At 67.0% G+C, this 23140-nt stretch carries 22 protein-coding genes; 9 read left to right on the top strand and 13 right to left on the bottom strand.

The genetic code is table 11. From position 1 onward, the window contains the following. The first annotated feature begins 21 nt into the window (after window positions 1-21). Complete coding sequence (locus ACQZF9_RS02400) at window positions 22-633, top strand: redoxin domain-containing protein (RefSeq protein ID WP_428311681.1); 612 nt, start codon at window positions 22-24, stop codon at window positions 631-633. A gap of 106 nt (window positions 634-739) precedes the next feature. Here ACQZF9_RS02400 and ACQZF9_RS02395 read toward each other — a convergent pair whose 3' ends face one another. Genes ACQZF9_RS02395 through ACQZF9_RS02380 form a run of 4 tightly spaced genes read right to left on the bottom strand, consistent with a single transcriptional unit; the run spans window position 740 to window position 3223 of the window. After that, window positions 740-985: a hypothetical protein gene (locus ACQZF9_RS02395; protein WP_428311680.1), complete on the bottom strand. Its 246-nt coding sequence runs from the start codon at window positions 983-985 to the stop codon at window positions 740-742. A gap of 38 nt (window positions 986-1023) precedes the next feature. Further along, complete coding sequence (locus tag ACQZF9_RS02390) at window positions 1024-1665, bottom strand: response regulator transcription factor (protein ID WP_299696848.1); 642 nt, start codon at window positions 1663-1665, stop codon at window positions 1024-1026. Next, on the bottom strand, window positions 1665-2543 hold the full coding sequence (locus ACQZF9_RS02385; RefSeq protein ID WP_428311679.1) for a sensor histidine kinase: 879 nt from the start codon (window positions 2541-2543) through the stop codon (window positions 1665-1667). The genes ACQZF9_RS02390 and ACQZF9_RS02385 overlap by 1 nt, the downstream gene beginning before the upstream one ends. Window positions 2544-2563: 20 nt before the next feature. Then, window positions 2564-3223: a GAF domain-containing protein gene (locus tag ACQZF9_RS02380; RefSeq protein ID WP_428311678.1), complete on the bottom strand. Its 660-nt coding sequence runs from the start codon at window positions 3221-3223 to the stop codon at window positions 2564-2566. Between the two features lie 238 nt (window positions 3224-3461). Here ACQZF9_RS02380 and ACQZF9_RS02375 point away from each other — a divergent pair, with 238 nt between their 5' ends. Beyond that, the gene (locus ACQZF9_RS02375; protein WP_428311677.1) at window positions 3462-3908 is read left to right on the top strand and encodes a CinA family protein; all 447 of its coding nucleotides are present in this window, start codon (window positions 3462-3464) and stop codon (window positions 3906-3908) included. Between the two features lie 267 nt (window positions 3909-4175). Here the strand turns inward: ACQZF9_RS02375 and ACQZF9_RS02370 are convergent, their stop codons facing one another. Beyond that, a complete protein-coding gene (locus ACQZF9_RS02370) occupies window positions 4176-5849 on the bottom strand; it encodes a radical SAM protein (RefSeq protein ID WP_428311676.1) in 1674 nt (557 codons plus the stop codon). A gap of 201 nt (window positions 5850-6050) precedes the next feature. On the opposite strand from ACQZF9_RS02370, the gene ACQZF9_RS02365 reads away from it, so the two are divergent. From ACQZF9_RS02365 to ACQZF9_RS02350, 4 genes are all read left to right on the top strand, one after another. Continuing rightward, on the top strand, window positions 6051-6659 hold the full coding sequence (locus ACQZF9_RS02365; RefSeq protein ID WP_428311675.1) for a 2'-5' RNA ligase family protein: 609 nt from the start codon (window positions 6051-6053) through the stop codon (window positions 6657-6659). A gap of 117 nt (window positions 6660-6776) precedes the next feature. Continuing rightward, window positions 6777-7793, top strand: coding sequence for a recombinase RecA (gene recA / locus ACQZF9_RS02360; RefSeq protein WP_428311674.1), 1017 nt, complete (start codon window positions 6777-6779; stop codon window positions 7791-7793). Between the two features lie 10 nt (window positions 7794-7803). Beyond that, entirely contained in the window at window positions 7804-8808 is a 1005-nt protein-coding gene (locus ACQZF9_RS02355) for a putative sugar O-methyltransferase (protein ID WP_428311673.1), read from the top strand. Beyond that, window positions 8792-9937 carry a DegT/DnrJ/EryC1/StrS family aminotransferase gene (locus ACQZF9_RS02350; protein ID WP_428311672.1) on the top strand — a complete coding sequence of 382 codons (1146 nt, stop codon included), beginning with the start codon at window positions 8792-8794 and terminating at the stop codon, window positions 9935-9937. Before ACQZF9_RS02355 ends, ACQZF9_RS02350 begins: the two co-directional genes overlap by 17 nt. A 66-nt stretch (window positions 9938-10003) precedes the next feature. On the opposite strand, the gene ACQZF9_RS02345 is transcribed toward ACQZF9_RS02350, so the two are convergent. From ACQZF9_RS02345 to ACQZF9_RS02310, 8 genes are all read right to left on the bottom strand, one after another. Continuing rightward, the gene (locus ACQZF9_RS02345; RefSeq protein ID WP_428311671.1) at window positions 10004-11644 is read right to left on the bottom strand and encodes a S53 family peptidase; all 1641 of its coding nucleotides are present in this window, start codon (window positions 11642-11644) and stop codon (window positions 10004-10006) included. Between the two features lie 192 nt (window positions 11645-11836). Further along, a complete protein-coding gene (locus ACQZF9_RS02340) occupies window positions 11837-12721 on the bottom strand; it encodes a glycosyltransferase family 2 protein (RefSeq protein ID WP_428311670.1) in 885 nt (294 codons plus the stop codon). Window positions 12722-12736: 15 nt separating this feature from the next. Beyond that, complete coding sequence (locus ACQZF9_RS02335) at window positions 12737-13846, bottom strand: DegT/DnrJ/EryC1/StrS family aminotransferase (protein ID WP_428311669.1); 1110 nt, start codon at window positions 13844-13846, stop codon at window positions 12737-12739. Continuing rightward, entirely contained in the window at window positions 13846-14262 is a 417-nt protein-coding gene (locus tag ACQZF9_RS02330; RefSeq protein ID WP_428311668.1) for a sugar 3,4-ketoisomerase, read from the bottom strand. Before ACQZF9_RS02330 ends, ACQZF9_RS02335 begins: the two co-directional genes overlap by 1 nt. Before the next feature lie 11 nt (window positions 14263-14273). Continuing rightward, complete coding sequence (locus ACQZF9_RS02325; RefSeq protein ID WP_428311667.1) at window positions 14274-15263, bottom strand: GNAT family N-acetyltransferase; 990 nt, start codon at window positions 15261-15263, stop codon at window positions 14274-14276. Beyond that, window positions 15250-16035, bottom strand: coding sequence for a methyltransferase domain-containing protein (locus ACQZF9_RS02320; RefSeq protein ID WP_428311666.1), 786 nt, complete (start codon window positions 16033-16035; stop codon window positions 15250-15252). The genes ACQZF9_RS02325 and ACQZF9_RS02320 overlap by 14 nt, the downstream gene beginning before the upstream one ends. Continuing rightward, window positions 16025-17713: a glycosyltransferase family 61 protein gene (locus tag ACQZF9_RS02315; RefSeq protein ID WP_428311665.1), complete on the bottom strand. Its 1689-nt coding sequence runs from the start codon at window positions 17711-17713 to the stop codon at window positions 16025-16027. Before ACQZF9_RS02315 ends, ACQZF9_RS02320 begins: the two co-directional genes overlap by 11 nt. Beyond that, window positions 17706-18371, bottom strand: a complete 666-nt coding sequence (locus tag ACQZF9_RS02310) for an acetyltransferase (RefSeq protein WP_428311664.1) — start codon at window positions 18369-18371, stop codon at window positions 17706-17708. The genes ACQZF9_RS02315 and ACQZF9_RS02310 overlap by 8 nt, the downstream gene beginning before the upstream one ends. 99 nt (window positions 18372-18470) lie before the next feature. Here ACQZF9_RS02310 and ACQZF9_RS02305 point away from each other — a divergent pair, with 99 nt between their 5' ends. The 3 genes from ACQZF9_RS02305 to ACQZF9_RS02295 all read left to right on the top strand — a co-directional run bounded on the left by ACQZF9_RS02305 (window position 18471) and on the right by ACQZF9_RS02295 (window position 23051). Beyond that, entirely contained in the window at window positions 18471-18941 is a 471-nt protein-coding gene (locus ACQZF9_RS02305) for a regulatory protein RecX (RefSeq protein ID WP_428311663.1), read from the top strand. 78 nt (window positions 18942-19019) lie between these two features. Next, a complete protein-coding gene (alaS, locus tag ACQZF9_RS02300) occupies window positions 19020-21665 on the top strand; it encodes an alanine--tRNA ligase (protein WP_428311662.1) in 2646 nt (881 codons plus the stop codon). A 150-nt stretch (window positions 21666-21815) separates the two neighbouring features. After that, window positions 21816-23051, top strand: coding sequence for an aspartate kinase (locus ACQZF9_RS02295; protein ID WP_428311661.1), 1236 nt, complete (start codon window positions 21816-21818; stop codon window positions 23049-23051). Window positions 23052-23140: the final 89 nt, after the last annotated feature.

Here is a 23140-nt window from a genome sequence, read left to right as displayed (position 1 = left end):
CGCTCGGCCAAGGAGGCTTTCATGCGTACGATCCAGATACTCGGCAGCAGTGCGGCGATGGTCGCGGCGCTGCTCGTCAACCAGGCTTACGCAGCGGTCAAGGTCGGCGAGCCGGCGCCGGATTTCCAGGTCGCGGGCGCCGACGGCCAGGCGCATTCGCTGAGCGACTACAAGGGCAAGTTCGTCGTGCTGGAATGGACCAACGCCGATTGCCCGTTCGTGCGCAAGCAATACTCCAGCGGCAACATGCAGCAGCTGCAGAAGGAGGCGACGCGCGACGGCGCGGTGTGGCTGTCGATCATCTCGTCGGCGCCGGGCAAGGAAGGCCATGTCGACGCGGCGCAGGCGCTGAAGCTGACCGACAAGCGCAAGGCCGCGCCGACCGCAGTACTGCTCGACGAAAAAGGCACGGCCGGTCATCTGTACGAGGCCAAGACCACGCCGCACATGTTCATCATCGATCCGACCGGCACGCTGATTTACGCCGGCGCGATCGACAGCACGCCGAGCACCGATCCGACCGACATCGCGACCTCGAAGAACTACGTGAAAGTCGCGCTCGAAGAAGCCCGCGCCGGCAAGCCGGTGACCGAGGCGGTGACCAAGCCTTACGGCTGCAGCGTGAAGTACTGAGTGGAGCTTGTGATTCCCGCGCAGGCGCGAATCTTGGAGCGAATCTTGGAGTCGTGAGCGCCGCACTTGGATTCCCGCTTTCGCGGGAATGACAGCAACGGTCGGGCTAGCCGCCTTCCAGATCGCGGAACTGCTGCTTCAGATGGAACTGCGGCTCGGACACCACCGCTTCGAGCGCCTTGATGCGTTCCTCGAGCTGTGCGATACGGCGGTCCTGCGCGTCGATGTGCAGGCGCGTTTCATTGCTGATGCCGGCGGCGCCCGCGGCCGGCGCGTGCTTGTAGCGCGCGCGCAAAACGCCGGCGATCAGCGCGGCGATGACGATGACTGTCGTCATCTCGAAAGGATTCATCGGCAGGTTTCCTCGGCGCCCGAACGTGAACGCGCAGCTTACGACAGCAAGCCCTTGCGCGCCGCATAACGCACCACTTCGGCGGTGTTGCGCAGGCCGAGCTTTTCCATCATGCGGGCACGATGGTTCTCGGCGGTCTTGACGCCGATGTCGAGAATTTGTGCGATTTCCTTGGTGGTCTTGCCTTCGACGACCAGGTGAAAGGTCTCGCGCTCACGCGCGGTCAGCGTGTCGTAGGGGTCGAGCCCGACTTCGCGCGGACGCTGGTGCTGATCGGCCAGCGCCTTGGCCGCGCGCGGGCCGAAATAGGCCTGGCCGGAGTGGATGGTCTTGATCGCGGTCATCAGATCGGCGACCGAGGTGTCCTTGTTCAAGAAGCCCGAAGCGCCGGCGCGAATGATCGGCAGGATGTATTCCTCCTCCTCGTGCACGGTCAGCACCAGCGCCTTGGTGTTGGGCAGTTTCTCGCGCACGCGCTTGACCACTTCCAGGCCCGACAGACGCGGCATCGACAGATCGGTCACGACCACGTCGGGCTGGGTCTTCATCGCCAGCTCGACCGCCTCGTTGCCGTCGGCCGCTTGCGCGACGACTTCGCATTCGCCGGTTTCTTCCAGCATCGACACCAGACCCTGGCGCACGATCGTGTGATCGTCCGCGACCAACAGGCGAATCGCCATCAAAGCCCTCCAGCTTTCGTTGCAGCGGCCGTTGCCACTGCCGTGTGTTCATCGCCGGCTTCCACCGGCACCACCAGCGTAACCCTGGTGCCTTCGCCGGGTGCGGATTTCAGTTCGAGCCGGCCGCCGAACAGCTCGGCGCGATCGCGCATGCCGCGCACGCCGACGCTGTCGCCGAGCTTGTCGGGATTGTTCAGCTCGCCCGGGTCGAAGCCGCGCCCGTCGTCGCTGACCTGCAGCCGCAGCAGGTTGCCGATGCGCGTCAGCCGCACCTGTGCCTCGGTCGCGTTGCTGTGGCGGATGACGTTGGTCAGCGCTTCCTGGGTGACGCGGAACACCAGCGTCTCCAGGTCCTGGGTCAGGCGCTGTTCGCCCAGCGTGGAGCTGCATTCGATCGCGATCGCGCAGCGCTCGGCCAGGGTGCGGGTCAGCCATTGCAGCGCGACTTCCAGGCCGAGGTCGTCGAGCAGGGTCGGACGCAGCAGGCGCGACAGCTCGCGCGTGTCGTGCAGCGCGCTGCGGGTGATGTCGAGCGCGTCGCCGAGACGTCCGGCGAGGCCGACGTTCTCGTGCGCATGCGCGTCGTCGGCGATGCGCTGCAGCTGGTTGGCCAGCGCGGTCAGGGTCTGGCCGATGCCGTCGTGGAGTTCACGCGCAAGCCGGCGGCGCTCGTCTTCCTGGATCTTCCACACCGCCTTGGCGAGCATGCGAAAGCGTTTTTCGCTGCGCAGCGCGGACTGGAACAGGCGCTGGTTGTCTTCGGTGAGCGCGCGGACCTGTCGCAGCACCGCCTCGCGGTAGTCCTCGGCGGCGGCATCGGCCCGGGTGTCGACCGGCAGGCTGAGGGCCGAGGGCTGCGGCGGGACCGGCTTGTCCATCGCGAGGCGACCGCCAGCGATCAAATAAACGCGCGCGGCAGCGACAGCGAACCAGCCCTGATGCAGGCTTCGAGCTGCGCCAAAGCGGTGCAGGCCGAGGTGGCGCCGATGACCAGCGAGGCCTGGTCGCAGAGCCCGTGCAGGATCTCCAGATCGAGCCCGCCGATCACCGCGGCGTCGGTTCCGCGCAGCGCGCAGAACAGGCCGCTGCGGTGCTCGCCCAGGTCCAGCGGCATGCAGAAAATGGCGGCGCGGCGCGAGTCCGCGGCGTTGGCCTCGAAGCGGAACGCGCGGCCCAGTTGGTCGGCGGCGACCGGCTGGCGCTCGCGCAACACCGTGCGCACCACCAGCGAGGCCTGGGTCAGCACCAGGTCCATGACATCGACCGGGCGCATGTCGCGCACGCAGGCCACTTCCATCACGCCGGCATCGTTGCAGGTCAGCAGGAACCCGCGGCTGGCGCCGAGCAGCTCGGTCGCGGTCTGCAGGATGCCGCGCAGTGCCTGGGCGGCGCCTTCGGTACCGGCCGCCTCGGCAATGGCTTCAGGGAGGACATCGACCAGCGGCTCCGGCAGGCGCTGGCGTGCAGTGCTGCGACGCCGCGGAGCAGACTGGCGTGACCGCTCGGGCGTCGTCGTCAACGCACTGCGGTGGCCGTGAAGCGGTAGGCGTGGCGCCATTGCCTCGACCTCTCTATCTATTATTAGGAGTTGCACGCTGGATAACCGACGATCCCGCATCATCCTCCGGTTTTGAGGACGAGGCCACCGTTCGCCAGCGTGTCGCGATACCGCTTGAAACGCAAAAGCCGAGCCAGTCGATGTGACTGGGGTTAATTTATCTAATCACCGCTTTTTTGAACCGGAGTCTCCTGTGCCACCCTCCGATATGCCGAGCATAGTCCAGCAGATTGCGGAAATGCTGATTTCGCGTGGCCAGCTGCTGGCAACGGCCGAATCCTGCACCGGCGGCCTGGTCGCCAAGCTGCTGACCGACCGGGCCGGCAGCTCCGCCTGGTTCGAGCGCGGCCTGATCACTTATACCAACCAGGCCAAGCACGAACTGCTCGGCGTGCCCGAGACGGTGTTCCGCGAACACGGCGCGGTCAGCGGCGAATGTGTCGCGGCGATGGCCACCGGCCTGCTCGCCAGGGCGCCGGTGGACTGGGCGCTGTCGGTCAGCGGCGTCGCCGGCCCCGGCGGCGGCAGCGCCGACAAGCCGGTCGGCACGGTGTGGCTGGGATGGGCGCGTCGCGGCGAGCCAGCCAGCACCCAACGCTGCCTGTTCGGCGGCGATCGCGAAGCGATCCGCGAGGCCGCGGCGCGACAGGTACTGCTCGGGCTGCTGCAACGCCTGGGTAACTAAGGAACCTCTGATGAAGCCCTGCACGTCCGCGCGGTGACCGAAAGGGGCGCAGTGCAAGGAACGACTGACGAAATGTACCGGACGTACATGAGGAAGGAGAGACGCCGCAATGCGCCCCTTTCGGCCACCGCCCTTCGGGTTGCCCCGGAAACGCCGCCATGCGGCGTTGCGGGCCGCTTGTTTGGAATCACCAAACGGCGCAGCCCGCGCCTGGCCTGGCGACATTTCCGGGGCAACGCGGGCGCGCAGGACTTCATCAGAGGTTCCTTAGGCAGCCTGACGCCGCTCCTCGGCTGGCATCGGCAGCGCTTCACGCGGCAGCGCCGCGCCCCAGTGATCGACGGCGTCGTGCGCGACGCGGTAGTGATGCCAGTGCAGCGCGCACAGACCGACGAAGCCACCCAGGCCGATCGCCTGTTTGCCAAGCTGGCGACGCTGGCCGCGGTACAGGCCGACATAGGTCATGGCGAAGCGGCGCAGCAGTCGATGCGCTGCCAGTACCCGCGCCAGCCGGCTCAGCGTGATCAGCACGCCGACCGCCTGCGACAGCCGCTGGCGCAGCGAGGCGGCCGGCATCTGCGCCGACATTTGCGCGCGATGGCGGCGGAATTTGCCCGATTCGCTGTAGCCCGCGATCACCCGGCCGAAGAAATTCTCGGGCTCGGCCAGCCGGCGGATCAGCTCGCGCTGGCCCTGCTTGAGCTGGTCGCGCGTCATCTGCTTGGGCAGGAACAGGCATTCCGGATCGGAGAAATCGAGCCGGCCTTCGGCCTTGAGCCGCGCGTACAGCGGCGTGCTCGGGATCGGCGTCAGCTTGCTGACCAGCGCCAGGCCGATGCCGCTGAGCTGGATGAACTCGAACTGCTCGTCGAAGATCGCGGCGTCGTCGTTGTCGAAGCCGACCATGAAGCCGCCCTCGATCACCAGGCCGGCGTCGCGCACGCGGCGCAGCTTGTCCAGCATCGAGTCACCGCGCAGATTGTGGGTCTTGCGCATCTCTTTCAGCGATTCGGCGCGCGGCGATTCGATACCGATGAACACGTGCCGGAAGTTGGCCTGGACCATCAGCTCCAGCAACTCGGCATCGTCGCCGAGATTGATGCTGGCCTCGGTACTCAGGATCAGCGGATAGGCGTTGTCGCGCTGCCACTGGATCACTCGCGGCAGCAGCTTCTTGGCCTCGACCTTGTTGCCGATGAAGTTGTCGTCGACGACGAAACACAGCTTGAAACCGGCCTTTTTGATCGCCTCAAGTTCGGCGATCACCTGCTCGGCGGTCTTCAGCCGCGGCTTGCGGCCGAAGATCACGATAATGTCGCAGAACTCGCACAGGAACGGGCAGCCGCGCGAAAACTGCAGCGGCGCCATCAGATAGTGCTGCGACTTGACCAGGTCGAAGCGCGGCAGCGGCAGGGTACTCATGTCGGTGCGCTCGAGCTGCTCGTAGCGCGCCAGGGTCGGCCGCCCGGCCGCAAGATCGCGCAGGAACTGCGGCCAGGTGGTTTCGGCCTCGCCGACGAAACGCACGTCGCAGAGGCCGTCGAAGAAGGTCTCCTCGACACTGATGTAAGGCCCGCCGACCGCGATCAGCGCCGGTACCGACTGCAGCCGCAGCAGGATCTGCTGCATGCGCGCGCGCTGCACGATCATGCCGGTGACGCCGATCACGTCGAAGCGCGCCAGCGCATCGAAGTCGATCGGCTCGACGTTCTCGTCCAGCAGCTCGACATGGTGACCGTCCGGCACCAGGCCGGCCAGCGTCGGCAGCGCACCGGTGATCATCTGGCAGCGCTTGTCGCCGGGATGCAGCGCCAGCGCGTGCTCGTTGCCGAAATGTGAAGGCTCGAAGCGCGGATTGATCAGGCAGATCGACAGCGGCCGCGTTGCGGGCGGCGGGACCAGCGCCGCGGCGGCGGCCGGGTGGCGGGTGTTGGCGATCATCGGCAGCGATGCCCCGGTTTGCGGCGTGTGCGAACGCCGGCGGCGCGCGGTTCTTGCAGACGGCTGGCGGCCGACCTGAAACTCGAACCATGTTGCCCAGGCCGGCGCCGGCTTTGCAACAATTGCCTACACCGTACGTGTCGCCAACGCGGCCGGGCCGCAACCGACATGAATCGTGGCGATGCCCTGAGGAACCGAAACTTGAGCGAAACCTGGTCGCTGTTCTTTGCGCTGTCGCCCGAGCCGGTGATCCGCGAGCAGCTCGCCGAGCGCGCCGCCGCGCTCAAGCAGCAGCACCCGACGCCCAGCCCCTGGGTGCGGCCGGAGCGTTATCACCTGAGCCTGCCGGTGGTCGGCGTTTTCCACCAGGCGCCCGACGCGCTGGCGCAACGCGCGATCCAGGCGGCCGCCCAGATCAAGGCGGCGCCGTTCGAGCTGCTGATCGACCAGGCCGGCTGCTACGCCAAGAATCCCAAGATCCCGTGGTGGCTGAAACCGTCCGATACGCCCGAAGGCCTGAAGCAGCTGTGGCGCGCGCTGCGCGAGACACTGAAAACCGCGTCGCTGCCCTGCCTGTCCAGCAGCACGCGGCCGGAGCCGCACATCAGCGTGGTCTACAACGCCCAGCGCAGCCTGCCGGACCGGCGGATCGCGCCGCTGAGCTGGACGGTGCAGGACTTCGTGCTGATCGAAAGCCGCTACGGCGGCGCGGCCGCCGACACCGGCCACCGCGTGCTCGGCCGCTGGGCCTTGCAGGGAGGCGAACCGGATCACGCCCGGCAGTTCGATCTATGGGACAATCCGGGCTGATCCGGCGGCCCGCGCAGCCTCCCAGAACGCCGCGGCGCCCTCCCCCGAGTCACAAAAAAGCCTCACCCAGAATTCAACCCAGCATTGGCGGCCACCCGGCCTGCCCACGAGAGACCTATGGACGACAACCGCAAGAAAGCCCTTGAAGCCGCACTCAGCCAGATCGACAAGCAGTTCGGCAAGGGCACGGTCATGCGCATGGGCGCCAACGACCGTACCGAAATCGAAGCGATCTCCACCGGCTCGATCACGCTCGATGCGGGCCTGGGCATCGGCGGCGTGCCGCGCGGCCGTGTGGTCGAAATCTACGGCCCGGAATCTTCCGGCAAAACCACGCTGACGCTGCATATCGTCGCCCAGGCGCAGAAAGCCGGCGGCGTCGCCGCCTTCATCGACGCCGAACATGCGCTCGACGTGAGTTACGCCGAAAAGCTCGGCGTCAACATTCCGGACCTGCTGATTTCACAGCCGGACACCGGCGAACAGGCGCTGGAAATCGTCGACATGCTGGTGCGCAGCAACGCGGTCGACATCGTCGTCGTCGACTCGGTTGCCGCACTGGTGCCCAAGAGCGAAATCGAAGGCGAAATGGGCGATGCCTCGGTCGGCGTGCAGGCGCGCATGATGTCGCAGGCGATGCGCAAGCTCACCGGCAATATCAGCCGCTCCAAGTGCACGGTGATCTTCATCAACCAGCTGCGCATGAAGATCGGCGTGATGATGCCGGGCCAGAGCCCGGAAACCACCACCGGCGGCAACGCGCTCAAGTTCTACGCCTCGATGCGCCTGGACATCCGCCGCATCGGCGCGATCAAGAAGGGCGACGAAGTGGTCGGCAACGAAACCCGCGTCAAGGTGGTCAAGAACAAGCTGGCGCCGCCGTTCAAGCAGTGCGTGTTCGAGATCCTGTACGGCGAAGGCATTTCGCGCGAAGGCGAGCTCATCGATCTGGGCGTCGACCACAAGCTGGTCGAGAAATCCGGCGCCTGGTATGCCTACAAGGGCGAGAAGATCGGCCAGGGCAAGGACAACTCGCGCACCTATCTGAAAGAGCATCCGGAAATCGCGATGGAGATCGAAACCGCGCTGCGCGCCAAGCTGCTACCGCCGCGCGGCCGCGTCGCCGCCGAATAAAGCGCGCGCGATGGCGTCGCTGCCGCGCTGGAATCCGGATCGCTTCGAGGTCGCGGCCGATCCAGCTCTGCTGCGGCGGCTGATCGCCGACATGCAGCAGCACGGCGCCGATCTGAAGCCGGCCGACTGCTGGATGCTGTCGGACGAGCTCAGCTGGGGTTCAATGTCGGACCTGCTGGACGACTGGTGCGGCGTCGTCGGCCAGATGCCGTTCGCCGCGCTGGCCTCGACCGGCGGCGCGCAGGCCGCGCAGTTCCAGCAGGCGCTGGAATTTGCCCGGGCGATCGATCACAGCGACATGCTCGCCGGGCTGTCGCCGGAGACGCTGGCTGCGGCCAACTGGCGTGTGCTCGACTGGAACAGCTTCATCGACTATTCGCTGATCAGCGCGTTCTGCCGCCTGCCGCCGCACGGCGCACGCGTGCTCGAAATCGGCGGCGGCTTCGGCCGCATTCCGGAGTTCTTCAGCCTCGCGGGCCATCGCAAACTGAAGTACGTCAACATCGATGCAGTGCCGGCCTCGTTGATGTATTGCCATCAGTATCTGCGCCAGCGTTTCCCCGATAAAAAAGTCGCGATGTATTTCGAGCAGGGGCCGGCCGAAATCGCCGACGTTGATTTCCTGATCGTGCCGGCCTGGCGCGCCACGCAGGCACTGGCGGATCAGGAGTTCGAGCTGAGCCTGAACATCGAAAGTTTTCAGGAGATGTCGCAGCCGCTGGTGGATCACTACATCGCGCTGCTCGACCGTCACACCGAAAAAGGCGGATGCGTCTACATGACCAATTCGCGCGATTACAAATTCACCGGCCGCTACGCGTTCCCGCCGCACTGGGAGAGCGTGTTCCGGCATCGCACGATGCGCGCCTGGACGCTGGATCATCCGACCGAAATTTTCCGCAAGCGGCCACGCGCCAATCCGGCGACGCATCGCGTACGCGAGTACTTCTACCGCCAGGAACTCGCCGCGGCGCAAGCGGCCGGCCCGCACCAGACCCATGACCGAAAAGCCTGACGCGGCGCCGCAGGCGACCGGCGTGCCCGCGTTCCGCCCGCTGCTGCCGACGGCGGAGCAGCTGCTGCCGTATCTGCAACGCATCGACGCGGCGCGGCTCTACTCCAATCACGGGCCGCTGGCGGAGCGGCTCGAAGCGCGCCTGCGGCTGATGCTGAAACTCGATCCGGCCTATCTGCTGACCGCGAGTTCGGGCACATCGGCGCTGGTCGGCGGCATTCTGGCGACGGCGGGTCGTGCGGGCACGACGCGGCCGCTCGCACTGTGCCCGGCCTATACCTTCATCGGCACCGCCTCGGCGCTGCAGCAGTGCGGCTATCAGCTGCATCTGGTCGATATCGAGCGCGACAGCTGGCAGCTGTCGCCGCAGAAACTACTGCATCATCCGCTGCTGGATCGCGTCGGCATGGTCATGCCGGTGGCGCCGATGGGCCGGCCGGTGGACATCGCCGGCTGGATCGAATTCCAGCAGCGCACCGGCATTAGCGTGGTCATCGACGGCGCCGCCAGCATCGAGGCGATCCTGAGTGAACCATCGCGCTATCTCGGCGCCATTCCGGTCGCACTGAGTTTTCACGCGACCAAGGTCTTCGCCACCGGCGAAGGCGGCGCGCTGCTGTGCGACAGCCCGGAGATCCTGCGCAAGGCCTATCAGACGCTGAACTTCGGCTTCATGGGCAGCCGCGAAAGCCGCACCGCGAGCATCAACGGCAAGATGAGCGAGTATCACGCCGCCGTCGGCCTGGCCAGCCTGGACCAATGGCCGCAACGCCTCGCCGAATACGCTGCGGTCGCCGCGCACTATCGCGAAGCGTTCGACGCGAGCACGATCCGCCGTCCGCTGCATGCGACGCCCGACGTGGCCGGCAACTACGTGATCCTGCATTGCAACGACCGCGGCGAATCCGCGGCCGTTGCCGCTGCATTGAACGCGGCCGGCATCGAATCACGGTTGTGGTACGGACTGGGCCTGCAGCATCAGCCCGTGCTGCACGACATCGCACGCGATGCCCTGCCGGTCACCGACGAACTCGCGCCCTGCCTGCTCGGCTTGCCGATGGCGCCGGACCTGGAGCCTCAGACGATCCGGCGCATCGCGCAGACGATCGCGACGGCGCTGAAAACCTGATCGAAAAAAAGCCCGGCGAACCCGCTGAACTGCGGGTCGCCGGGCCCTGATCGCAACACCGGAGACCTAGCTGCCGTAGACCGCGACGTGGATGTCGAACGAGCCGACGCCGGTGGTTTCGTCGAAGCCGGGGCCCGCCGAGTAGGCACCGTTGTTGCCGGTGGTGACGTCGTGGAACGTGGTCGGTGTGCTCGAGTACTGGCTGTAGATCACCGGAGCGGCAAAGCCCAGCGTCAGGCCCTGCGACTTGGCGTAGCTCAGCTCACGCGTCCACACGCCGGTGCTCAGCGGCGCGGCGAGACTGGTGCCGCCGTAAGTCGTCGAGCTGCCGTTGGCGACGATGGTCGCGCCGGAATTCGGATCGCCGGCCATCGCGATGTCCGGCACCAGGCGCATGCTCTGGCCGGTCAGCGCGGACTGCCAGCTCGGCGCGGTTTCGTACTTGCTGATGCCGCCGCCACCGCTCTTCCACGCGGTTTCGCTGGAATACTTGCCCTTGGAATCCACGTACAGCGTAGTGCCGCCGACCGCGACGACGTACGGCGAACTCGCCGGATAGCTGACCGCGACCGCGATGCCGGTGTGCGCGATGCAGCCGGTGTGCGAGCCGCCATCGCCGGAGGAGACGAAGAAAGTCTGGCCCTGCGCCGCTGCGGCCGCGAAGATCTGGTCGGTCGCCGCCATGCCGCCGCTGCTGTACTCCGACTGTTCGCAAATGCCCAGCGACACGTTGATCGCCTGCACCTTGTTGTCGGTGACCGCGCGGTTGTACGCGGCCTCCAGATCGGCGTCGCTCAGCGAGGGTGTGTCGTACAGCATGAAGCCCTTGATCGTGCCGGCGATGCCGAGAATGTCCTGGGTATCCAGATCCCATTCGATGGTGCCGCTGGTGTCGGTACTCGGCGTGCCGATGACCACGGTCTTCACCGGCGGCGGCGTGATGCCGTTCTGCGATTCGAACTGCGCCAGATCGGCGAGCGTCTGCGTCAGATCGCCGGAGACGATTACGCCGGCCTGCACTTTCTTGCCGGTGTAGGCCTTGCTGCCGTTGTAGGCGAGCGCGAACTCGGTGGGATTGAACGGATGCGCGGTCGCATCGGTGCTCGCATCACGATGCACCGCCAGCGACATCGGATGATCGGCGGTCTGCAGGCCGGCAACCGCCAGCACTGTGTCGGCGAGTTCAGAAGGCACCTGCGCCGGCCGCGTATTGGCGTAGAAGCCGCGGCCATCGGCCGCACGGAACTGCGCGATCTCGGTGTTGAACGCGCTGCGCACCGCGCTGGCGCTGGCGTCGGCACTGATCAGCAGGCGGTTCGGCGCGACTTCGATATGGGTGAAGCCGGCGCGCGTCAGATAGTCGACCACGGCGTCGGCCTGGCGCGAACTCGGCGCGTACTGCGCGGTGAATTCCTCGCTGCTGAGGCTGCGGCCGTAGTCGCGATCACCGAGCACCGCGGTGCGCGCCAGAAACGCGTCGAGGCCGGCGCGATCGCGCATCTTCAGCGCGATCGCCAGATGCAGCCGAGTGTCGTCGGCGAGCGCGCCGGCGGCGCTGGCGCCGTTGACCGGATAAGCGCGCGTCGCCGTCGACTGCCAGCTCGCGGCCTGCGCGTTGCCGCTGCCGACCAGGGCGGCACCGGCGGCGAAGGACAGCAGCGCCAGTGACATCGAGCGACGTTTGAAGCCCAGCGAATGGTTCGACATGGTGAGCAGACTCCCTTGCGTTATGTAGAGGCAGACCACGCCGCGCCGCTGCTTCGTTGCAGCTGTGGGCGGAACTGCGAGGCGCAACGGTACGCTCGCGGCTCAGCCATCCGATACCAGGGAAACCCCTATTTCTGCAGTGGAATAACGGTGCAAATGTTTCGGCATGTTCAACGACGTAACAGGCGGCGCTCAAATGCCGAGCAGATCGGCGGCACTGCGCACGACGCCGCGCTGCTGCATTTTCTGGATGCGGCGCATCGGCAGCAGCTGGCGTTGGAACTCGGCCAGCACCGCGGGATCGTCGGCCAGTTCGTCCCAGCGCCGCCAATGCCAGGCACGTGCTTCGGCGCCCTTGCCTTCGGCGTCGCGCTGTTTGAAATATTCGCTGATGTTGCGGCGCTTGCGCGCAAAACGCGTCGCGGTGGTGAACGGCAGATGCGCGATCAGCACGTCGAGCGGACAAGCGCGGCTGGCCTCGATCTGCGGCGGCACGATCACGTCGTGGCCGCCCAGCGCGACGCCGCCGATCACGCGCCGTCTCGCGATCACCTTGCCGCGCGGTACGTCGCGGATCCAGGCCATGTTGTCTTCCTGGTCCTGCAACCGTTTTCGCAGATCGCGCACCGGCTTGGCGAACAGCTGCAGCTCGCGATAACGCGCCGGCTCCAGCGAATCCGGCAACAGCACGCCGGCGTCGGTCACCGGCACATTGAAGCGGCGCACGCTGAGCACGTCGGCGCGATGGCCGGCCAGGCCGTCGCGCAGATCGCCGCTGGCCGGCAGCCAGAATTCGTCGGCGTCCTGGAACATCACCCACTCGGCATCGCTGGCACCCAGCAGTTGGCGGCTGATCTGGTTCACCTGCTGCATCGCATCCGGCTGGCGGTCGTCGATGACGAAATACTGCAGCGCGCCGGCCTGCGCATGCTGCTGCAGGCGCTCGATCGTGCCGTCGGTGGAGTTGGCATCGAAGACCACGATCTGGCCGACGCCGATGCGCCGCAGATGCGCGATGCATCGATCGATCAGCTCGACTTCGTCCTTGACGCCGACCAGTGCGGCGATTTTGCTCATGATGGCGTGGCGTTCCTAACGTTTGAAAAAGTCATGCACCGCGACTATCACCTCGCCCGCCTGCGCCGCACTCAGATGCGGCCCGATCGGCAGGCTCAGCTGCTCGTCGGCGATGCGATCGCTTTCGGTGACCTGCGACGGACCGCAGGCCGCGAACGGCGGCGTGCGGTACACCGGCTTCGGATAATGGCGCATCGTCTCGATGCCTCGCGCGGCCAGAAAGCGAGCCAGCGCCTCGCGCTTCGGCGTCCTGACCGCATACAGATGCCAGGCCGGCTCGTTGCCGGGCAAGCTCTGCGGCAGGCTCAGGCCGTCGATGCCGCGCAGCTGCGCCTGGTACAACGCGGCGATGTCGCGGCGACGCTGGTTCCATTGCGCCAGCACCGGCAGCTTCACGCGCAGCAGCGCGGCCTGCAGGCTGTCCAGCCGCGAATTGCGTCCCTCGATGTCGTGCTCGTACTTGTGCAGCGAACCGTAGTTGCGCAGCCGCAGCAGCTGGTCGCGCAGACTCTCGCTGGCAACCGTCAGCACGCCGGCGTCGCCGAGCGCGCCAAGATTCTTGGTCGGATACAGGCTGAAGGCGGCCGCGTCGCCGAGCGTGCCGACGGCGCGCGAGTTGCGCAGCGCGCCATGCGCCTGCGCCGCGTCTTCGATCAGTGCCAGCTGGTGCAGCCGACACAGTTCGGCGACCGGCTCGATCTCGACCGGCTCGCCGTACAGATGCACCGCGATCACCGCGCGCGTGCGCGCGTTGATCAAAGGCTCGATCGTACGCGCCGAAATATTGAAACGCCCGGCTTCGGGCTCGGCCGCGACCGGAATCGCGCCGAGCATGCGCACCGCCAGCCAGGTGGCGATGAAGGTATGCGCCGGCACGATCACTTCGTCGCCGGCGACCACGCCCAGCGCCTGCAGCGCGAACGCGATCGCGTCGAGGCCGTTGCCGACACCGACCGCGAACGGCGCGCCGACCGAGGCCGCGAACTCCTGCTCGAAGGCTGCGACTTCGCCGCCGCCGATGTACCAGCCGGTATCGAGTACGCGCGCCCAGGCCTGGTCGAGCTGCGGCCGCAGCTCGGCGGTCGCGGCCTGCAGGTCGAGGAACGGAACGCGCACCGGCGACATCAGCGCAACGCCGCGTTTTCAGCCAGAAAATCGCGATGCTCGCGAATGTAGTCGGCCTCGTCGTACAGCGCGGAAGCCATCACCAGCAGGCAGGCGTTGGACGAGAAATGCGAAATCTCGCGCCAGATGCCCGGCACCAGCAGCAGGCCCTGGTCAGGCCGGTACAGGCGCACGCTGCTCTGGCGCACACCGTCGTCGAGCTGCACTTCGAACGAGCCGGACACCGCGACATACAACTGCTGCAGCGAGCGATGCGCGTGGCCGGCGCGCACGGCCTGCGACGGAATGTCGAACGTCCAGTAGACGCGCTTGATCTCGAAGCCGATGTCGATTTCGTTCTCGACGATCGCGATCGTGCCGCGATGATCGAACACCGTGCGAATGTCCAGCAGACGGCAGTCATCGACACTCGCCACAGCGGTTCTCCTCAAACGCCGGAAACGGCGCGGTCCGGCACGGACAGCAGGTAGGCATCATGCACCAGGCTGCGCGCGCCGAAGCCTTCTTTCCAGCGCAGCAGTCCTTCGTTCAAATGCTGGCCGCCGTCCTCGGTGGAAATGCCGAAATCAAACCAGCGGCCCGAGGCCTGCGCCGCCGCAATGGCGACATCGACGACGCGATCCAGCAGGCCGAGCCGGCGCGCCTGCGCGTCGGCGGCAAAATACTGTGCGTGCGACACGCGATCGGTCTCGAACAGCACGACGCCGGCACTGACCTGCCCCTGATATTGCGCGGTGATCAGCCGGACCTGCTGCGGAAAGCGCGCCGCCAGGCGCTCGATCTCCTGCAGGCTGTGCACCGGCTTCTGGCCGTGGCGCTCGGACAGCACCTGTTCCAACAGCGGCCAGAATGCGGACCAGCCAGCATCTTCGACGATGCGCAGATCGGCATCGTCGGCGCTGCGCTTGAGCATGCGCTGGCGTTGCGCGCTGCGCTGCGCGGTCTCGCCGGGCGCGATCACCGACAGCAGATCGCGTTTCCACAAACTCGCGCCGCAGCGGAACAGCGCGTAGCGATCGTCTTCGCTGGGCAGGCGGTGATACATCGCCGGCACGGTCTTGTAGAGCACGCGCGCGATGCGCTGGCTCGCGGCGTATTGCAGCAGCGCGCCGAACAGCGCCTGCATCTGCGCGGCGCCGCTGTCGGCACCGACGATGAAGCCGCCGTAAGTCAGGCCGCCGTGGCTGAGCAGATCGGCGCCGCTGCGGTGCGCCGGCAGCAGCGCGACGATGCGGCCGCCGCGGCGCGCGATCAGCGAGGCCTCGATGAAACGCGCCGCGTGATAATCCATGAAGCCGCGGTCGAACAGGAACGTGCCGTTGCGGCTGGCGGCGACGAAGGCGTTCCACTGCGCCATATGCGCTTCGCGATACGGCTCCAGCACGATGTCGGCGGCGCTCGCCTCAGGGCCGGGCAATCAGCAGGTCCTCGCGGCGATTCGACAGCGGCAAAACCGCCGGCTGCGGTAGCACGTAGGCATCGAAGCCGGCGTTGCGCGCGCGCTGAACCAGACCCAGCATCACCGCGTCGTCGATGCGATCGCCGGCCGCCGCGAACGCCGGCAGCTCGGGCTCCTGCTCAGTGCGCATATAAGCCTTGTGGAATGCGCGGCCGGCGTCGCTGGCCAGAAAGCGGCGCAGCTTGGATGCATTGGCGATATCGCCGAGCAGCAGCGCGCCCCCCGGCGCGAGCAGCGCCATCGCCTCGTCGAGCAGGCGGAACGGATTGGCGTCCTGGAACGCGACGTGAAGCACGCCGTAGCAGATGATCACGTCCGCCCCCGCGCCGACTTGTGCGCGCAGCGGCTCGATGACCTGCTCGGGAAAGCGCCCGGCGATGCGCAGCGCGCCGCCGTCGTCGGGCAACTGCTGCAGCATCTCGGCGGAATCCACCAGCAGCAGGCGCTGCTGTAGCGCCCGGCAGTGCGCGATCAGCATGCGCGTCAGCTCGCCGCAGCCGCAGCCGATGTCGAGCACCGTCGCGCCGGGCCGCGACAGTGCCGGCAGCTTGGCGACAAAGTCGGCCAGGATCGCCGGCTCGTAGCCGTCGCGGAATTCGTCGGGATAGCCGATCTTTTCGCTGGCCGACAGCTGCGCGTCCTGCGCCATTTCGCGAAAGCGATCGTAGGTCAGCCCGGCGAACTGCTGCGGCGCGAGGCGCCCGTCGACCTTGCCCGGATCAACCGCCATCGCCGCCTCCTTGTTGCAAGCCCCATTGCGCGAGCACCGCGGCGACCTCGGCGGCGTCGACGCGAAAGTCGGCATTGCCACGGATGTCGGCGGCATCGCCGACATTGTCGCCGAGCATCACCAGCGGCTGCTGGCCGCGCGCGATCGCGCCGGCAGTCAGCGACGGCGTTTCTTCCAGATCGGCCGGATGCAAGGTCAGCGAGCGCAGCGCCGGGTTGCCGAAAGCGAACGCGAACCACAGCGCCGAACCCGCCGGGCCAACGACGTGGCTGGCATGCGTGACAAACGCCAGCTGCTCGTCGAAGTCATGTTCCTCGAGATACACCGTCGCAAAGCCGTGGCGATGGCACAGCGCCTCGATCTCCTGGTGATTGTCGAGGCGCCGGTGACGCTGCGGCCGCCGCGCCAGATACAGCCGGCGGCGATCGTCACGGGCGGCACGCTGCGGCGGCGGCATGCGCGCGGTGATGTCGACCAGCCAGCCGGGATGCGGGCACAGATGCGCGATCGGGATCGAGCCGCCCGGCGTCAGCAGCGGAAACAGCGGCGCATACGTCGGCGTGGACACGACCCACAGCCGCGCGACGCGCAGCGAACTCAGCGCGGCCAGCTCGATCACCGGCCGGGCGCCGACGATATGTTCGACCGCCTGGCGATGCGTGGCCGGCATGCCGGCATCGATCAGCACCGGCACGTCGGCGGCGATGCCGGCCTGCTGCAGCGCCAGCAGCTTGGGCAGGTACTCGCCGATCCAGTGCCCGAACGCCAGCGAGGTGCGGCCGACCAGGTTGATCGCCTCGGCCAACGTCTGCGGCGCGCCGCCGAGACGCGCGATGCCGATCTGCCCGTCGGCGACGTCGAGTGCCAGCGGATCGCGGCTCCACTCGATCGGGATCGTCTCCAGTTCACCGGCCTGGTAGTCGCACAGCACCGCGCCGTCGACCTGCAGCAGGCTCGAGCGCGCGGTCACGATCGCGTCGCTCAGCAGCGCGTGAAACAGCGCGCGGCCGGGCACAGCCACGCTGGCGGCGGCCGGCTGGCCGACGAGCTGCGGCATCGGCACCTGGATCGTCGTGGCGGGTACGAACTCGTGATATGCCACGCCGCGTTGCATCGCGTAGTCGCGCAGCCCGATCAGCGGCAGGCGCGCCAGCTCGACGCCGGTGTCGGCGAACAGCACCGCGTAAGTGGCGGCGGCGTCCTCGCTGCTCAAGGTCGAAAGCAAGGCCTGCTTGATCCGGTACGGCCAGCGCTGATCGAATTCCGGCGCCGCGTCGAAGCGCGCCTTCAGCGCCTGCAATGCACCGGGGCCGGCACTGCGCGGCTCGCGCAGGTCGCCGAAGAAATCGTGGCCCCAGAGCTGGGCGCGACCGAGGCAGGCCAGCGCCTGCTCGGTGTCGCCGCGCGCCTGAAAAAAACGCGCCGCCGCACGCAGCATGCCCGGCAGCGGCAGCGCCGAGCGACCGAGTTCGCTGAACAGCTCCAGCGCCTGCGCGCCCTGGCCCTTGGCTTCGAGCCGGCTGGCGCGCAGCGCCTTCTGCAGGCTGCTGCCGAGCAGGCCCTGCTCGCAGCCCGAGGCTTCGAGCGCGCGCAGCGCGGCCTTGATCCGGCCTTCGCCGAGCAGCGCGTCGGCCTTGACCAGCGCCGCGGCGCCGGACAGCGGCTCGAGTTCAGACATGCCGCACCAGGCGATCGCTGCCGTAGGCGGCCTTGGGCGTGACGTCGCCACCGGGGAAGACGCTGCCGTCGGCGGCGTTTTCGCGGATCGCGGCGCGCGCGCCGAAGAAGCAGCTGCGGCCGACGCTGACACCGGGCATCACGTCGGCCTTGGGGCCGAAGAAGCTCAGCTCGCCGATCTTGCAGAAGCCGCCGATGCCGACGTCCGGCCCGATGAAGCAGTGATCGCCGATCACCGCGTGGTGGCCAATGTGGGCCCTGCTCCAGATCATCACGTTGTCGCCGATGCGCGTGCAGGGCTCGATCAGCACGCCGCCGCAGATGAAGCAGTTGTCGCCGATCTGCACGCCCAGGGTTTCGACGCTGGGGTGGACGAAGCTGATGAAGCCGTAGCCGCGCGCCTTGCCCTCGTAGTAGCGGTCGCGGCGCAGCTGGTTCAGGCGCCGGTAGCTGATCGGCCCGAACAGGCGCACCTGATCCGGCGGGTAATGCTGCTCCAGCGTTTCCCAGTCCACCAGCGGCCGGCCCAGGAACTCGTCGCCGCGGCGATAGGCCGCATCCACGGTGTAGCCGACGACGCGGTGTTCGGAGTGCGCTTCGAGATAGACCGTCGCGACCTCGGAGGCCGCCAGCGCACCGAATACGACGACGTCGACCATTGGCGATCAGCCCTTAGGAAAAAGCTCGTGATCGAGTATATCCGGCCTTTGCCGGGCCTTCGCCGCGCGCCGGATCGGCCGCGGTGGCAAGATCGGCGCATGCATCGTCGAGACAAGGACCCGCTGGAACCGGCACAGGCGCGCGAAACCGCGCTGCGCCTGCTCGGACGGCGCGAGCATTCCGCGCGCGAGCTCAAGTCCAAGCTGCGCGCGCGCGGCGTCGAGGGCGAGGCCGCCGGCGAGATCGTCGACGGCCTCGCCGAATCCGGCTGGCAGAGCGACGAGCGCTACGCCGAAATGCTGGTGCGCTCGCGCGTCGGCCAGGGCCACGGGCCGCAGCGCATCGAGGCCGAGATGCGCGTCGCCGGCATCGGCTCGGAGGCGATCCGGGCGGCGATGGACGCCGCCGAAGTCGACTGGGACGAGGTGATCCGGCGCGTCTGGCAACGGCACTTCCGCAAACCGGCGGCCGACGCGAGCGAGCGGCAGAAGCAGTACCGCTACCTGATGGGCAAGGGCTTCGACGGCGCCTTGATCAGCAAGCTGCTGAAGCACGAGGACGAGGAATAGCCGGCGATCGCGGCTAAAACCTAGCCAGAGCTGGCTTTTTGCTATGATGCGGCCCTTTTCTTTCGGGCTCGGGTCACCGTGAACAGCAACGAACTGCGCGCCAAGTTCCTGGCGTTCTTCGCCCAACAAGGCCACACCGTGGTGCCCTCGTCACCGCTGGTGCCGGGCAACGACCCGACTTTGCTGTTCACCAACGCCGGCATGGTCCAGTTCAAGGACGTGTTCACCGGCCGCGACAAGCGCCCGTATGTACGTGCCGCGAGTTCGCAGCGTTGCGTGCGTGCCGGCGGCAAGCACAACGATCTGGAGAACGTCGGCTACACCGCGCGCCACCACACCTTCTTCGAGATGCTGGGCAACTTCAGCTTCGGCGACTACTTCAAGAAGGATGCGATCCACTTCGCCTGGAACTTCATCACCGGCAAGGACTGGCTGGCGATCGACCCGAAGCGGCTGTGCGTGACGGTCTACCAGAGCGACGACGAAGCCTACGAAATCTGGAACCAGCAGATCGGCGTACCGGCCGAGCGCATCATCCGCATCGGCGACAACAAGGGGGCGCCCTACGCCTCCGACAATTTCTGGAGCATGGGCGACACCGGCCCCTGCGGCCCCTGCACCGAAATCTTCTACGACCACGATCCGGACGGCAGCAAGGGCATCTGGGGTGGCATGCCGGGTTCGCCCGAGGAAGACGGCGATCGCTGGATCGAAATCTGGAACGTGGTGTTCATGCAGTTCGACCGCGCCAAGGACGGCACGCTGACGCCGCTGCCGGCACCGAGCGTCGACACCGGCATGGGCCTGGAGCGCATCGCCGCGCTGATGCAGGGCGTGCACAACAACTACGACATCGACATCTTCAAGACGCTGATCGCGGCAATTGCGAAGCTGGCCAAGGTCGATCCGAATTCATCCGCTTCGCTGAAAGTCATCGCCGATCACATTCGTGCGACCAGCTTTTTGATCTGCGACGGCGTGCTGCCGTCCAACGAAGGCCGCGGCTACGTGCTGCGCCGGATCATGCGCCGCGCGATCCGTCACGGCTACAAGCTCGGCCTGAACGAGCCGTTCTTTTTCAAACTCGTCGCGCCGCTGGCCGAGGTCATGGGCGAGGCCTATCCGGAGCTGCGCAGCAAGCAGGCGTTGCTGGAAAAAACCATCAAGGGCGAGGAAGAGAGCTTCGCGATCACGCTCGACAAGGGCATGAAGCTGCTCGAGGACGCGATCGCCAAACTCGGCGGCAGCAAGACGATCCCGGGCGACGTGGTGTTCAAGCTCTACGACACCTACGGCTTCCCGTTCGACCTGACCGCCGACATCGCGCGCGAGCGCGAGCTGGCGCTGGACGAAGCCGGCTACGAAAAGGAGATGGAAGCGCAGCGCACGCGCGCACGCGCGGCCAGCAAGTTCGCCGGCGGCGATGACCTGAAGCACGAAGGCCAAGCCAGCGTGTTCCATGGCTACGACGCGCTGACGCATGAGCAGTCGAAGATCAGTGCGATCTATCGCGATGGCAAGCCGGTCGCGTCGTTGAGCGCTGGCGAAGAAGCCGTGATCGTGCTCGATCACACGCCGTTTTATGCCGAAGGCGGCGGCCAGGTCGGCGATCGCGGCGCGCTGTCGGCCGGCGATGCGCGCTTTCAGGTGCTCGACACGATCAAGGTCGGCTCCGGCGGCTATGGCCATCGCGGCAAGCTGGTCAGCGGCTCGCTGACCACCGGCGCCGTGGTCAGCGCCGCGGTCGATGAAGCGCTGCGTGCGGCAACGCAGCGCAATCACTCGGCAACCCACCTTTTGCACCGTGCGCTGCGCGAAGTGCTCGGCGAACACGTCGCGCAGAAAGGCTCGCTGGTCGACGAGACGCGCACGCGTTTCGACTTCAGCCATGGCGCGGCCATTACGCCTGACGAGATCAGGCAGATCGAGCTGCGCGTGAATCGCGCCGTGCTGGCCAACGTGCCGGTCGGCGCGACCTTGATGAGCTACGACGCGGCAATCGAGTCCGGCGCGATGGCGCTGTTCGGCGAGAAATACGGCGACGAAGTACGCGTGCTGGCCATGGGCGATTACAGCACCGAGCTGTGCGGCGGCACGCATGTGACGCGCACTGGCGACATCGGCCTGTTCAAGATCACCAGCGAGAGCGGCGTTGCCGCCGGCGTGCGCCGCCTGGAGGCGATCACCGGCGAGAACGCGCTGAACTACGTCGGCGGCCTGGAAACCAAGTTCAAGCAGGCGGCCGATCTGCTGCGCGCCGGCCGCGATGACCTCGCCGACAAGATCGAGCAGCTGCTCGATCGCAGCCGGCAGCTCGAAAAAGAACTCGGCGCGCTGAAGGGCAAGCTCGCTTCGGCCGCCGGCTCCGACCTGGTGTCGCAGGCGAAAGACATCGCCGGCACCAAGCTTCTGGTCGCCAAGCTCGACGGCGTCGAAGGCAACGATCTGCGCACGCTGCTCGATCAGCTGAAGAACAAGCTCGGCTCCGGCATCGTCGTGCTCGGTGCGGGCGCGGCCGGCAAGGTCAGCCTGATCGCCGGCGTCACCGCCGATCTCATTTCAAAGGTGAAAGCCGGCGAGCTGGTGAACCTGGTCGCGCAACAGGTTGGCGGCAAGGGCGGCGGCCGCCCGGACATGGCGCAGGCCGGCGGCACCCAGCCCGAGCATCTCGACACGGCGCTGGCCAGCGTCGAAACCTGGGTGGCCGGCAAGCTCGGGAACTGACAGCGCTTTCTCCTTCCCCCGCTCGCGGGGGAAGGCCGGGATGGGGGCGCGACGATAAAGCGCCGCGCCGCGTCGTCTCGCCCCCACCCTAGCCCTCCCCCGCTCGCGGGGGAGGGAATCACCACAGATGAGGAACCAAAGCAGAACGTCATGGCACTGATCGTCCAGAAGTACGGCGGCACCTCGATGGGCTCGGTCGAGCGCATCGAGCATGTCGCGAGCAAAGTCGCCAGCTGGCGCGCGAAAGGTCACCGCATCGTCGTCGTCGTGTCGGCGATGTCCGGCGAGACCGACCGCCTGCTCAAGCTGGCCAAGTCGATTGATCCGCGCGGCAGCGAACGCGAGTTCGACCAGATTGCGTCCACCGGCGAGCAGGTGACGATCGGCCTGCTCGCGCTGGCGCTGATCAAGGCCGGCGTGCCCGCCAAGTCCTACACCGGCTGGCAGGTCGCGCTGCGCACCGACAGCGCGCACATGAAGGCGCGCATTGCCGGCATCGACTCCGAGCGCCTGATGGCCGACCTCGACGCCGGCATTACGCCGGTGGTCGCCGGCTTCCAGGGCATCGACGACACCGGTGCCGTGACCACGCTCGGCCGCGGCGGCTCGGACACCACCGGCGTTGCGCTGGCCGCGGCGCTCAAAGCCGACGAATGCCAGATCTACACCGACGTCGACGGCGTCTACACCACCGACCCGCGGGTCGAGCCCAAGGCCCGTCGCCTGGACAAGATCACCTTCGAGGAGATGCTGGAAATGGCCAGCCTCGGTTCCAAGGTGCTGCAGATCCGCTCGGTGGAGTTCGCCGGCAAGTACAAAGTCCCGCTGCGCGTCGTCTCGACCTTCGTCGACGGCCCGGGCACCCTGATCACGCTAGAGGAAGATTCCCCCGGAGGGAACGTGGAAGACGCACTCATCTCAGGTATCGCCTTCAACCGCGACGAAGCCCAGCTCACCATCGCCGGCGTGCCCGACCGCCCGGGCATCGCCGCGGCGATCCTGGGGCCGGTCGGCGACGCCAATATCGAAGTCGACATGATCGTGCAGAACGTCGGCGCCGATGCATCCACCGACTTCACTTTCACCGTACACAAAAACGACTACGACCGCGCGAGCGACGTGGTCCGCTCGCTGGCGCTGGAACTGGGCGCCAAGGGCGTGCGCACGGCAACCGATATCGTCAAGGTGTCGCTGGTCGGCGTCGGCATGCGCAGTCACGCCGGCATCGCCAGCCGGATGTTCAAGGCCTTGGCGGCCGAGGGCATCAACATCAAGATGATCTCGACTTCAGAGATCAAGATTTCGGTCGTTATAGAGGACAAGTATCTAGAGCTGGCGGTACGGACTTTGCACCGGGCGTTTGAGCTGGATCAGGCCAAGGCTTGAGCGCCTACACTGGGACGCGCAACAATGCAATAGTTTGTTGCGCATTCTGGTGAAGCTGACATCGCCAACGGAAACTTAAGTACGGATGC

Source organism: Hydrocarboniphaga sp. (genome assembly GCF_965279055.1).
Lineage (GTDB): Bacteria > Pseudomonadota > Gammaproteobacteria > Nevskiales > Nevskiaceae > Hydrocarboniphaga.
This window is presented reverse-complemented; position numbering and strand designations above follow the sequence as displayed.